A 12,340-nucleotide genomic window follows, 5' to 3' on the forward strand; every position below is an offset into this window, starting at 1 on the left:
GAACAGACCGTTTGAACCGACCGGCCGAACAGACGGACGCCCCGTCGGACCGGGGTCCGACGGGGCGTCAGGCATGGAGCGCAGGAGGCGTCAGTACTCCCAGCCGGCTCCGTCCCCGGACTCGGCCGGGGACACCGGGGCGACCGGCTCCAGGATCGCCACGCACTCGAAGTGGTGGGTCATCGGGAACAGGTCGAAGGCCCGCAGCGAGACCGGCCGGTAGCCGCCCTCGCGGAAGAAGGCCAGGTCCCGGGCGAGCGCGGCCGGGTCGCAGGCCACGTAGGCGATCCGGCGGGCAGCCAGCCCGGCCAGGTGACGGACCGTCTCCCGCCCGGCCCCCGCGCGCGGCGGGTCGAGCACGATCAGGTCGGTCGAGGTGATGCCGGTGCGCGGCAGCAGGGTCTCCACCCGGTCGCACTCGATCCGGACGTTGTCGAGCTCGGCCAGGTTGTGCCGGGCGTCCACCACGGCCTGCTTGCTCGACTCGATGCCGAGCACCGCGCCCTCCTCGCCGACCCGGTCGGCCAGCGCGCCCGCGAACAGGCCCACGCCGCAGTACAGGTCGAGCGCGCTCTCGCCCCACTGCGGGTCGAGGCCCTCGACCACCGCGTCCACCAGGGTGTCCGGAGCCTCCGGGTGGATCTGCCAGAAGCCGCCGTTGGAGACCCGCCAGGTCCGCCCGGCCGCCCGCTCCCGGACGAAGGTCCGGCCGTGCACCCGGTGGAACAGCTCCTGCTCGTCGATCCGCGAGATCGACACCGGCTTGTCCAGCTCCACCAGCGGCAGCTGGGCGCCGGGCACCGGGGTGAGCACCAGCTGACGGTCCGAGGAGCCGGAGGCGGCGATCACCTCGACCGTGGCGACGCCGGGCCAGCTGCGGCCCTCCACGCCCAGCTCGCTGACGCCCTCGGCGGCGATCAGGCAGTGGTCGACCGGCTCGATGCCGTGCGAGCGGTGGCGGCGCAGACCGACCTTGCCGCTCTCCGGGTCCACCGCGTACTGGACCCGGGTCCGCCAGGCCGGCACCTCGCCGGGTGCGAGCTTGCCGCCGACCGGCTCCACGCTGCCGTCCCAGCCCGCCTGATCCGGCGTCAGGCCGGCCAGCTTGGCCAGCTGCTCGGTCAGCACCGCGCCCTTGAGCTTGCGCTGCCCGCCCGGGGTGACGTGCTGCCAGTCGCAGCCGCCGCACCTGCCCGGGCCGGAGAACGGGCACGGCGCCGGGATCCGGTCCTTGGCCGCCTCCAGCACCTCCACCGCGTCGGCCCGCAGGAAGCGCGAGGTGGTGGTGCCCTCGGTGACCTGCGCGATCACCCGCTCACCCGGCAGCGCGTGCCGGACGAACAGCACCCGGCCCTCGTGCCGGGCCACGCAGTGCCCACCGCCGTGCGCCACCGGGCCGACCTCGACCTCGTACCGCTCGCCGACCAGCGGGTCGCCCGACGGCACCCGGGGCACCGACGGCGCCTTGGCCGGCTTGGCACCACGGGCCGGCTTCGGCGAACGGGCCGCCTTCGCGGCCGGCTCCACCGTGCGCAGCGCCTTCGGTGCCCGGACCGCCTGCTTCCGGCCGGCACCGCCACCGGCGGCGGTCTCGGCGGCCGCCTTGGCGGCGCCGGGCAGCTTCCCCTTCTTCCACAGCGAGGAGGCGGCGGCCGCGGTCGGGGTGTGGGTCTCCGGCCGCTTCTCCCCCGGTGCCAGCGGCGCGGTCTGGGCGGTGTGGCCGTCGCGGTCGGTGGCGGTCGGCCGGGACGGCTTCGAGCTCCAGCGCGGACGGGCCACCTGCCCCGGCTTGCCGCCGGTCGACTTGGCCTTGCCTGCGCCCTTGCCGGAGCCCTTGCCGGCACCGCCGGAGCGTCCGGCGCCGGAGGAACGGGACGGGTTGTTGCGGGTCACGAATCGGCGTCCTTGCTGGAGTTGCTGGGGTTACCGGGGTTGCCGGAGCTGGTCGAGGTGCCGGTGCTGCTGGAGTTGCCGGAACGTCCCGCGGCAACACCGGAAGCCTTCGACTCTACGCGCTGCGGGCGCGGTTCACCGCGTCGCACCGAGCCCGGCGCGGACCACGCCTTCTGCGGACGGCGCCGCTCGGAGGACTCCAGCTGCCAGGGCACCGAGGTCACCATCACGCCCGGCTTGAAGAGCAGCCGGCCCTTGAGCCGCAGCGCGCTCTGGTTGTGCAGCAGGTGCTCGTACCAGTGGCCGACCACGTACTCCGGGATGTAGACCATGACCACGTCGCGCGGGCTGGAGCGGCGCAGGTTCTTCACGTAGTCCAGCACCGGCCCGGTGATCTCGCGGAACGGCGAGTCCAGCACCTTCAGCGGCACCTCGATGCCGCGCTCGTCCCAGTCCCGGCGCAGCGCCTCGGTGTCCTTGGGGTCCACGTTGACCGTGACCGCCTCCAGGGTGTGCGACCGCGCCAGCCGGGCGTACGCCAGCGCGCGCAGCGCGGGCTTGTGCAGCTTGGAGACCAGCACGATGGCGTGCACCCGGGTCGGCAGCACCACGTCGTCCGGCACCTCGGCCGCCACCAGCTCGCGGGAGACCCGGTCGTAGTGCTTGCGGATCGCCTTCATCATCACGAACAGCACGACCATCGCGGCGATCGCGATCCAGGCGTGGCTGATCTTGGTGGCCAGCACCACGATCAGCACCGCCATCGTCATCATCAGGCCGAAGGCGTTGATCGCCCGGCTTCGCTGCATGTGCGAGCGCTTCTTCGGGTCCCGCTCGGTGCGCAGCAGCCTGGTCCAGTGCCGGATCATGCCGGACTGGCTCATGTTGAAGGAGACGAAGACGCCGACGATGTAGAGCTGGATCAGCCGGGTCGGGTCCGCGTCGAAGGCGACGATGAACAGGATCGCCGCGCCCGCCAGCAGGATGATGCCGTTGGAGAAGGCCAGGCGGTCACCGCGGGTGTGCAGCTGCCGGGGCAGGTAGCGGTCCTGGGCCAGGATCGAGCCGAGCACCGGGAAGCCGTTGAAGGCGGTGTTGGCGGCCAGCACCAGGATCAGGCCGGTGACGGCGGCGATGAAGTAGAAGCCCGGGGTGAAGTTGGAGAAGACCGCCTCGCTGATCTGGGCCAGCGCGGTCTTCTGGTGGTAGTCCGCCGGGGCACCGACCAGCTGGCTCGGGTCCTCCGCCATCTGAGCGCCCGTCAGCCGGGCCAGGTAGATGATGCCCATGAACATCACGACCGCGAAGACCGCCATCATCAGCAGCGTGGTCGCGGCGTTCTTGCTCTTCGGCTTGCGGAAGGCCGGCACGCCGTTGGAGATCGCCTCCACACCGGTCAGCGCGGCACAGCCGGAGGAGAAGGCCTTCAGCAGCAGGAAGACCAGCGCGAAGCCGGCCAGGTTCTCGTCCCCGGGCAGCGCGTTCAGCTGGAAGCCGGCGCTCTCGGCCGGCATGTCCGAGCCGAAGAACACGTCCCGGACCAGGCCGTACCCAATCATCCCCATGATGCCGACCATGAACGCGTAGGTCGGGATCGCGAACGCCGTGCCCGACTCCCGGACGCCGCGCAGATTCATCCCCATCAGCACGACCACCAGGGTGATCGAGATGGCCAGCTCGTGCCCGCGCAGCGCCGGCACCGCCGAGACCACGTTCGCCACGCCCGAGGTGGTCGACACCGCCACGGTGAGGATGTAGTCGACCAGCAGCGCGCTCGCCACCACCAGGCCGGAGTTCGGCCCGTGGTTGACGGTGGCCACCTCGTAGTCGCCGCCGCCGCTCGGGTAGGCGTGCACGTTCTGCCGGTACGAGGCCACCACCGCGAGCATCACGACCGCGACGACCAGGCCGATCTGCCAGGAGAAGTGGATCGCCGAGACGCCCGCCACCGACAGGGTGAGCAGGATCTCCTCGGGGGCGTAGGCCACCGAGGACAGCGCGTCGGAGGCGAACACGGGCAGCGCGATGCGCTTGGGCAGCAGGGTCTCGCCCAGCTTGTCGCTGCGCAGGGCGCGACCGAGCAGGATGCGTTTCGGTAGATCAGCAGGCATAGGCACGTAGGAATCGTAGGGGCTCCCCCCCGCTCGGGTGCGCTCCGGTGGCCCCCTTCCTCGGGACTGTGTTCGGTGGACCGGCTAGCGTGTCGCATGATGAAGGCGCGGGAACCATCAGGTGCACCCGCCGCACCAGGTGCCGAGTGGCTCGGCCGAATGACCCCCCGAGCGGGGGCGGAAGGATGACGATCGGTGTCTGCGCAGGTCATGTTCCCCACGGACCGGGTGAGGTAGGCGTCCCGTGCACATCGTCATCATGGGTTGCGGCCGGGTGGGTTCCGCACTCGCCCGCGCCCTGGAGAAACAGGGTCACTCGGTCGCCGTGGTCGACCAGGACCCGACCGCCTTCCGCCGGCTCGGCGCGGGCTTCAACGGCCGCCGGGTGACCGGCGTCGGCTTCGACCAGGACACCCTGCGCGAGGCCGGCATCGAGGAGGCGGGCGCCTTCGCCGCCGTCTCCAGCGGTGACAACTCCAACATCATCGCGGCCCGGGTCGCCCGGGAGAACTTCGGCGTCGAGAACGTCGCGGCCCGGATCTACGACCCCCGCCGCGCCGAGGTCTACCAGCGCCTGGGCATCCCCACCGTGGCCACCGTCCGGTGGACCGCCGACCAGATGCTCCGCCGCCTGCTCCCCAGCGGCGGCGAGCCGCTCTGGCAGGACCCCAGCGGCAGCGTCCAGCTCGCCGAGGTCGCGTACGCCCCCTCCTGGGTCGGCCACCGCCTCTCCGAGCTGGAGGAGGCCTCCGGCGCCCGGATCGCCTTCCTCACCCGTCTCGGCGAGGGGATCCTGCCGTCCCCTCAGCTGGTCGTCCAGGAGGGCGACTTGGTGCACGTGATGCTGCGCCGCGCCGACCTGACCACCGTCGAGGCCGCGTTCGCGCAGGGTCCGCAGGAGGATGAGCACTGATGCGAGTCGCCATTGCCGGAGCCGGCGCGGTCGGCCGCTCGATCGCGGGCGAGCTGCTGGAGAACGGCCACGACGTCCTCCTGATCGACAAGAACCCCAGCTCCATCTCGGTCGAGCGGGTCCCGATGGCCGAGTGGCTGCTGGCCGACGCCTGCGAGATCACCTCGCTGGACGAGGCCGCGCTCCAGCGCTGCCACGTGGTGATCGCGGCCACCGGAGACGACAAGGTCAACCTGGTGGTCTCGCTGCTCGCCAAGACCGAGTACGGCGTGCCCCGGGTGGTCGCCCGGGTCAACAACCCGAAGAACGAGTGGCTCTTCAACGAGTCCTGGGGCGTGGACGTCGCCGTCTCCACCCCGCGCCTGATGTCCGCACTGGTCGAGGAGGCGGTCAGCGTCGGCGACCTGGTCCGGCTGATGCGCTTCAGCCAGGGCAACGCCAACCTGGTCGAGCTCACCCTGGCCGACGACGCCGCGCTGGTCGGCACCCGGGTCGGTGCCGTCTCCTGGCCGGCCGACACCGCTCTGGTGACCATCATCCGCGAGGGCCGGGTGCTGGTGCCGGGCAAGGACGACACCCTGGACGGCGGCGACGAGCTGCTCTTCGTGGCCGCCCAGGAGCGCGAGGAGGAGCTGGAGGAGCTGCTCTCGGCGGGCTCCGCCGAGAAGTAGACCCCCTGCGGGACGGGAAGAGGGCCCCCTCGGGGGCCCTCTTCTCAGTCCTGCCGCTCCTCCTCGACCTCCGCCTTGATCGGCGGCGGGGCCTTGAGCAGGATCTGCCAGGTCACGTACATCGCCAGCAGCAGCGGCGGGATGCCGAGCGCCACCTTCAGCCAGCCCAGCAGGTTGACGTTGTGGGTGAAGTACAGCGGGAACAGGATCAGCGGCTTGATGCCCATGATCACCACCCAGGCCCAGGTCGCCCTGGTGTAGGCGGCCAGGCGTCCCGGGTTCTTGGTCCGCCAGGTGAACATCTCACCGGTGATCGGGCCGAGCATCACGCCGATCATCGGCCAGCGGACCAGCGCGGAGACCGCCAGCGCGATGCAGTAGCCGACGTTCCAGAGCAGCCCCGGCAGGTAGAAGTTCTCCGCCTTGCCGGTCTTCATCGAGATCCACGCGCCGAGCGCCACCCCGAACACGCCGCTGAACGCGTGCTGGACGGTCTCCCGGCGGAACAGCCGGACCACCACGAACAGCAGGCTCAGCCCGAGCGCCGCCCAGGCGGCCGGAGCCACCTCGTGGGTGATGTTGAAGGTGATGATGAAGACCAGGCCGGGCAGGGTCATGTCGACCATGCCGCGGACGCCGCCGAAGGCCTGGAGCACCGTGTCGGCGGCCTCCTTCGAGGCGTCCCGCTCCGGCTCCGCCGCCGGATCGGCGGGCTTGGCCAGGTCGAGCTGGGTGGCGGGCTCGCCGCCGGGCAGGTTGGTCACGCTTCACTCGCTCCCGTGTCCGGCCGGACGCAGTTCGTAGCGGGGGTTGAAGAGCACGCGGCGCCCGCGTGCGTGGCTGAGCCGGCCGGTCGCGATGAGGCGGCGGCCGGGTTCTATCCCGATGATCGAGCGACGGCCCAGCCAGACCACGTCGAGCGCCTCGGTCCCGTCGAACAGCTCCGCCTCCAGCGCGGGCACACCGGCCCGGGGGCGGAGCGTCACGGTGCGCAGGGTCCCGGCGACGGTGACCACCTCGCGGTCCCCCGCACTGGCTATCGGGGTGCACCCCGCCTCGACCGTGTCCTGCCGGAGCTCGGCCGCGTCCAGCTCCTCGGCGGAGGAGGTCAGGCGGCTGAGCATGCGGCGGAAACGGCCCTGGGGCTGCTCGCTGCTGTTGTCACCACTCATGCCCGAAGGGTACCGGTTTCACGGGCTCGAACGGCAGGGCGGGAGCACCCCGGGCCGAGGCCGGCAGCCACGGTTCCGGAGCCCCGGAGCACCGCGCCCGACGGACCGTCAGGGCTCGAAGCGGTAGCCCATGCCGGGCTCGGTGATGAAGTGCCGGGGGTGGCTCGGGTCGGTCTCCAGCTTGCGCCGCAGCTGGGCCAGGTAGACCCGGAGGTAGTTGGTCTCGGTCCGGTAGGCCGGCCCCCAGACCTCCTGGAGCAACTGGGTCTGGCTGACCAGCCGGCCGGCGTTGCGCACCAGCACCTCCAGCAGGTGCCACTCGGTCGGCGTCAGCCGGATGTCCGCACCGTCCCGGTTGACCTTCTTGGCCGCCAGGTCGACGGTGAACCCCTCGGTGACCACCACCGCGTCGTCCTCCCCCGCCACCGGCTCGGCCCGCCGGACGGCCGCCCGCATCCGGGCCAGCAACTCGTCCATCCCGAACGGCTTGGTGACGTAGTCGTCCGCCCCCGCGTCCAGCGCCTCCACCTTCTCGTCCGAGGCGTGCCGGGCCGAGAGCACGATGATCGGCACCCGGGTCCAGCCGCGCAGGCCCCGGATCACCTCGACACCCTCCATGTCCGGCAGCCCGAGGTCGAGCAGCACCACGTCCGGATGCTTGGCGGCGGCCAGTTCGAGGGCCGACGTACCGTCATGAGCGGCGTCCACCTCGTACTTCCGGGCCTTGAGGTTGATCACCAGTGCGCGGACGATCTGCGGTTCGTCGTCCACCACGAGGACCCGGGTCATTCCGGCTCCGCCTTTCGTTCGGGTTCGGTCGGGTGTGCGGTGGGCAGCGCGACCACCATGGTCAGCCCGCCACCGGGGGTGTCCTCGGCGGTGACGGTGCCGTCCATCGCCTCCACGAAGCCCCGGGCCACCGCCAGCCCGAGACCCACGCCGGCGCCGCGCGGGGCGTCGCCGTAGCGCTGGAACGGCGCGAAGATCCGCTCCCGGGCCTCCACCGGCACCCCGGGGCCCCGGTCCACGATCCGCACCTCGACCCGCCGCCCGGCCAGGCCACCGCCCGGCCGGTCCAGCACCGAGGCCCGGACCAGCACGTCACCGCTGTACTTGACGGCGTTCTCCACCAGATTGGCCAACGCCCGCTCCAGCAGCCCGCCGTCGGCCCGCACCATCGGCAGCGACTCGGGCACGTCGAGCCGGACCGCCCCGGGCGGCACGCCGCCGAGCGCGTACGGCACCACCTCGTCCAGGTCGGTGTCCCGGATCAGCGGGGCGACGGTGCCGGTCTGCAGCCGGCTCATGTCGAGCAGGTTGTTGATCAGGTGGTCCAGCCGGTCGGCGCCGCTCTCGATCCCGGCCAGCAGCTCCGCCTCGTCCTCGGCGCTCCACTCGACGTCCTCGGCCCGCAGCGAGGTCACGCTGGCCTTGATGCCGGCCAGCGGGGTGCGCAGGTCGTGCGAGACGGCGGCCAGCAGGGCGGTTCGGATCCGGTTGCCCTCGGCCTCCCGGCGGGCGGCGGCGGCCTCGCCGAGCAGCCGGCGGCGCTCCAGCAGGGCCGCGCCCTGGGCGGCGTACGCCCCGAGCAGCCGGCGGTCGGCGGCGGGCAGCACCCGGCCGCGCAGCACCAGCGCCAGGTGCTCACCGACCGGCACGGCCACGTCGCCGTCCTCCGGACGCTCCGGCGGATCGGTGCCGCGGGCCGCCGCCGGGCACCAGGGTGCGTGGTCGCCGGCCCGCTCCAGCAGCACGGCGGAATCCTGCTGGAAGGTCTCGCGGACCTGGTCCAGCAGGGCGTTCAGCATCCCGTCGCCGCTCGGGGTGGTGCGCAGCACGGTGCCGGCCAGCGCGCTCAGCGACTGCGCCTCGGTCTGGCTGAGGGCGGCCTGCTGGGTCCGTCGGGCCGCCAGGTCCACCACCGAGGCCACCGCGATGCCGACGGTGGTGAAGATCGCCACCGCCAGGATGTTCCGGGGCTCCGAGATGGTGAAGGTGTGGATCGGCGGGGCGAAGTAGTAGTTGAGCGCCGAGGAGGCCACCAGCGCGGAGGCGACCGCCGGGTAGAGGCCGCCGACCAGCGCCGCGCAGATCGTCAGGCAGAGGAAGAGCAGCATGTCGGTGGAGAGCCCGGGGCTGCCCACCGCGATCAGCAGCAGGGTCAGCAGCGGCGGGCCGCCGACCCCGATCAGCCAGCCCAGCACCGTCCTGGTCCGGCCCAGGTCGGTGACCCGGCGGACCGGCAGCGTGCCCCGGCCCCGGGCGGCCTGCTCGTGGGTGACGGTGTGCACGTCGATGTCGCCGCTGTCGCGGGTGACGGTGGCACCCACCCCCGGCCCCCACAGGTACTGCCAGGCCGGGCGGCGGCTGGATCCCAGCACGATCTGGGTCGCGTTCACCCCGCGCGCGAAGTCCAGCAGGGCCGGCGCCGGGTCGTCGCCCAGCACGGTGTGGAAACTGCCGCCCAGGCTCTCCACCAGGGCCCGCTGCTCGATCAGCGTCCCGGAGGACCCCGCCGGGGCCGACAGACCGTCAGAACGCGCGATGTGCACCGCCAGCAGCTCGCCGCCGGCCGCCCGGTCGGCGATCCGGGCCGCCCGCCGCAGCAGGGTGGCACCCTCCGGGCCGCCGGTCAGGCCGACCACGATCCGCTCCCGGGCCTGCCAGGTGCCCTCGATGCCGTGCTCGGCCCGGTAGCGCTGGAGGTACTCGTCCACCCGGTCCGCGGTCCAGAGCAGGGCCAGCTCGCGCAGCGCGGTCAGGTTCCCCGGGCGGAACCAGTTGGCCAGTGAGGCGTCGATCTTCTCCGGCGCGTACACGTTCCCGTGCGCCAGCCGGCGCCGCAGCGCCTCCGGGTCCATGTCCACCAGCTCGACCTGATCGGCCCGGCGCACCACCTCGTCGGGCACCGTCTCCCGCTGCCGGACCCCGGTGATCCCCTCCACCACGTCGCCCAGCGACTCCAGGTGCTGGATGTTCACGGTGGAGACCACGTCGATGCCGGCCTCCAGCAGCTCCTCGACGTCCTGCCAGCGCTTGGCGTTGCGGCTGCCCGGCACGTTGGTGTGGGCCAGCTCGTCCACCAGCGCCACCGCCGGGCGGCGGGCCAGCACCGCGTCCAGGTCCAGCTCCTCGAAGAGCGCCCCACGGTACGTCAGCTCCCGGCGGGGCAGCAGCTCCAGACCCTCCGTCAGCTCGGCGGTCCGGCGGCGGCCGTGGTCCTCCACGAAGGCGGCCACCACGTCCGTGCCGCGCCCGGCCCGGCGGTGCGCCTCGGCGAGCATCGCGTACGTCTTGCCGACCCCGGGCGCCGCCCCGAGGTAGATCCGCAGCCTGCCGCGTGCCATCCGTACCAGTTCCCGCTCCGCCCGGGGTCAGCCCCGGACACCTGTCCGACGCCCCGAGCCTACGGGGGTTTGCCCGTAAATCCGCTGATCAGGTGAGCCGAACGGTAGTTTTAGCGAGCTCTTGACGCTCTTGACAGGCCCGGCGCCGGAGAACGGGCGGGGTGCTGTGGAGTCCCCTGTTCCCCACAGCACCCCGAGCACGGACACCGGGTCGGTCAGGGCGCCGGTGCGGGCTCGTACTGGACACGCCGCAGGCCCGGGGCGGGTTGCACGGGATTTCGAGAATTTCTCCAGCGGACTCCCAGCCGGTCCGGCCCCTCTCCGCCCCCGCCCGTCCGACCGCTCTACGCCGGCGGCGGCACCGACCCGGACAGCCCCGCGAACTCCTCCGAGGCCACCCGGAACTCCGGATCGAGCACCGCCCCCGCCACCCCGGTCGGCGTCGGGTCCGCCGTGTACTGCACCAGCAGCACCGCCACCTGACGCCCCGACACCCGGACGGCGACCTCCTCCGAGCGATCCGTCGTCCCCGAGCCGTCGCCCGTACTCACGCCGTAGGTGCGGAGCGCCACCGCGAGGTGGGTCCGCTCCCCCGAGACCCATCCGTCCCCCGGCTCCGTGCAGCCCGCCGCCGCGAGCAACCGCTGCTCCGCATCGGCCGCCTCGCCCACCGCGTCGAACTCCAACAGGTACTGCACCGCCAACCCGGCGTCCTGGTCCCGGCTCACCAACCGCCACTGCCGGGACGCCCCCAAACCCTCGGCGATCCTCGGCACGCACCCCTGCACGGCCGGCATCGCGAAGGCCGAACTCCCCGACAGGAACGGCCCCCACGGCCCGTAGCGGTCCTCCCGCCGGGGCAACCGGTCCACCCCGAGCAGCAACCCGGCCCCGCTCTCCGAGAGCGGCATCACCGAATCGACGGAGATCCGCTGCTCCACCGGCCCCGGCAGCAGCAGGGTGGGCGCGATGGTCCGCTCGGCCGGCAGCCCCACCAGCCCGGCGGCCGGCCCCGTCACGTCGACCGGCCCGCAGAACGAGGTCAGCCCCCACACCCCCACCGAGGTCAACGCCCCGGTCAGCGCAGCCAGTTCGGCACGCCGACGCCGCCGACGCCGAACCGCCCGGAGCACCACCTCATCCGAGGGCGGCATCCGCAGCGCACCCACCTCGTACCGCAGCCCGTCGAACATCCGCTCAAGCCGCTCCGCCGCGACGGCCGGACGATCCTGCTCCTCCACCACGACCGCCCTCCGCTCATCCACGGCAGCTCAGCTTCCCGTCCAACGTACGCTCCTGGCCGGTCCGTTGAGCCGGCACCACCGAATCGGAGACGCTCGGCTCCGGCTGCTCGGCCGGCGCCACCGCCCCCTCCTGATGCACCGTCAGATCCGCGCCGTCCGGCCCGTCCTCCAGCGACCCCGGATCCGCGTCCGCTTCCTTGGCGGGCCTGGGCGTCCCCGCCACCGGCCCGCTCGCCGGCGCGCCGGGCCTCGCCTTCGGACCACCCGCACCCCGGAGGGTCGGGGGCGTGTCGCCCTTCCCCTCCCCCTCCCCCAACAACTCGGCCAGCGCCTGCCGCCCCCGGTGCAGCCGGGCCTTCACCGTGCCCACCGGCACACCCTCGTCCGCCGCGATCTCCGCCACCGCCCGGCCCCCCATGTGATGCAGCACCAACGCCGACCGCTGCGCCTCCGGCAACCGCCGCAAGGCCTCCACCAGGGCGACCGACTCCGGCCCGGGCCCCGGCACGGGCGGCCCCTCGCCGTGCCGCACCCAACTCCGCAGCGCAGTCCGCGTCCGCCGCCACCGGCTGATCGCGATCCGCTGCCCCGTCAGCCGCACCCAGGCGACCGGGTTCTCGTACGCGCTGAGCCGCCCCCAGTGGCTCCACGCCCGGACGAACGCCTCCTGAGCCGCGTCCTGCGCCTCCCCCAGATCGCCGGTCAGCGCGTACAGATGAGCCACCAGCTGACCGTACGCACCTTCGTAGAACGCCCTGAAGTCATCCTCCGCCCCGTGCTCCCGGTCACCGCCCATGACCGGTCAGTGTGCCGTGCAGTGGTGGGGGTCGGCAACCGGGCCCCGCATACGTCCGGAAATGCAGAAAGCCCCCGCCGGTCACCCGGCGGGGGCTTTCTTGAATGATTGTTCGGCGGCGTCCTACTCTCCCACAGGGTCCCCCCTGCAGTACCATCGGCGCTGTGAGGCTTAGCTTCCGGGTTCGGAATGT

General features: G+C 72.8%; 10 protein-coding genes and 1 rRNA gene. 2 read left to right on the plus strand and 9 right to left on the minus strand.

Translation table 11 applies throughout. From position 1 onward, the window contains the following. Positions 1-90: 90 nt before the first annotated feature. Both ACIRBX_RS14140 and ACIRBX_RS14145 read right to left on the minus strand, forming a co-directional pair. Entirely contained in the window at positions 91-1,455 is a 1,365-nt protein-coding gene (locus ACIRBX_RS14140) for a class I SAM-dependent RNA methyltransferase (RefSeq protein ID WP_402296488.1), read from the minus strand. 434 nt (positions 1,456-1,889) lie between these two features. Further along, positions 1,890-4,004, minus strand: a complete 2,115-nt coding sequence (locus tag ACIRBX_RS14145) for an APC family permease (protein ID WP_402296490.1) — start codon at positions 4,002-4,004, stop codon at positions 1,890-1,892. Between the two features lie 244 nt (positions 4,005-4,248). Here ACIRBX_RS14145 and ACIRBX_RS14150 point away from each other — a divergent pair, with 244 nt between their 5' ends. Both ACIRBX_RS14150 and ACIRBX_RS14155 read left to right on the plus strand, forming a co-directional pair. Beyond that, on the plus strand, positions 4,249-4,917 hold the full coding sequence (locus ACIRBX_RS14150) for a potassium channel family protein (protein WP_402296430.1): 669 nt from the start codon (positions 4,249-4,251) through the stop codon (positions 4,915-4,917). Further along, positions 4,917-5,588 carry a potassium channel family protein gene (locus ACIRBX_RS14155; protein ID WP_402296431.1) on the plus strand — a complete coding sequence of 224 codons (672 nt, stop codon included), beginning with the start codon at positions 4,917-4,919 and terminating at the stop codon, positions 5,586-5,588. Before ACIRBX_RS14150 ends, ACIRBX_RS14155 begins: the two co-directional genes overlap by 1 nt. 44 nt (positions 5,589-5,632) lie before the next feature. On the opposite strand, the gene ACIRBX_RS14160 is transcribed toward ACIRBX_RS14155, so the two are convergent. From ACIRBX_RS14160 to rrf, 7 genes are all read right to left on the minus strand, one after another. Then, positions 5,633-6,352 (minus strand): DUF3159 domain-containing protein, encoded by a 720-nt coding sequence (locus ACIRBX_RS14160; protein WP_402296433.1) that lies wholly within the window; start codon positions 6,350-6,352, stop codon positions 5,633-5,635. 3 nt (positions 6,353-6,355) lie between these two features. Further along, positions 6,356-6,760 (minus strand): OB-fold nucleic acid binding domain-containing protein, encoded by a 405-nt coding sequence (locus ACIRBX_RS14165; protein WP_402296434.1) that lies wholly within the window; start codon positions 6,758-6,760, stop codon positions 6,356-6,358. Between the two features lie 108 nt (positions 6,761-6,868). Beyond that, the gene (locus ACIRBX_RS14170; RefSeq protein ID WP_402296436.1) at positions 6,869-7,549 is read right to left on the minus strand and encodes a response regulator; all 681 of its coding nucleotides are present in this window, start codon (positions 7,547-7,549) and stop codon (positions 6,869-6,871) included. Beyond that, a complete protein-coding gene (locus tag ACIRBX_RS14175) occupies positions 7,546-10,107 on the minus strand; it encodes an ATP-binding protein (RefSeq protein WP_402296438.1) in 2,562 nt (853 codons plus the stop codon). The genes ACIRBX_RS14170 and ACIRBX_RS14175 overlap by 4 nt, the downstream gene beginning before the upstream one ends. Before the next feature lie 344 nt (positions 10,108-10,451). Continuing rightward, the gene (locus tag ACIRBX_RS14180) at positions 10,452-11,372 is read right to left on the minus strand and encodes a hypothetical protein (RefSeq protein ID WP_402296440.1); all 921 of its coding nucleotides are present in this window, start codon (positions 11,370-11,372) and stop codon (positions 10,452-10,454) included. Continuing rightward, entirely contained in the window at positions 11,365-12,147 is a 783-nt protein-coding gene (locus ACIRBX_RS14185) for a SigE family RNA polymerase sigma factor (protein WP_402296441.1), read from the minus strand. The genes ACIRBX_RS14180 and ACIRBX_RS14185 overlap by 8 nt, the downstream gene beginning before the upstream one ends. 110 nt (positions 12,148-12,257) lie before the next feature. After that, positions 12,258-12,340, minus strand: a 5S ribosomal RNA gene (gene rrf / locus ACIRBX_RS14190); the annotation flags it as partial.

This window comes from Kitasatospora sp. NPDC096147 (assembly GCF_044763225.1).
In the GTDB taxonomy this organism is placed as follows: domain Bacteria; phylum Actinomycetota; class Actinomycetes; order Streptomycetales; family Streptomycetaceae; genus Kitasatospora.

Bases quoted from the DNA above. Each gene is read 5' to 3' on its own strand.
- ACIRBX_RS14145 (WP_402296490.1), bottom strand. From the start codon at position 4,004: ATGCCTGCTGATCTACCGAAACGCATCCTGCTCGGTCGCGCCCTGCGC.
- ACIRBX_RS14155 (WP_402296431.1), top strand. From the start codon at position 4,917: ATGCGAGTCGCCATTGCCGGAGCCGGCGCGGTCGGCCGCTCGATCGCG.
- ACIRBX_RS14165 (WP_402296434.1), bottom strand. From the start codon at position 6,760: ATGAGTGGTGACAACAGCAGCGAGCAGCCCCAGGGCCGTTTCCGCCGC.
- ACIRBX_RS14170 (WP_402296436.1), bottom strand. From the start codon at position 7,549: ATGACCCGGGTCCTCGTGGTGGACGACGAACCGCAGATCGTCCGCGCA.
- ACIRBX_RS14175 (WP_402296438.1), bottom strand. From the start codon at position 10,107: ATGGCACGCGGCAGGCTGCGGATCTACCTCGGGGCGGCGCCCGGGGTC.
- ACIRBX_RS14185 (WP_402296441.1), bottom strand. From the start codon at position 12,147: ATGGGCGGTGACCGGGAGCACGGGGCGGAGGATGACTTCAGGGCGTTC.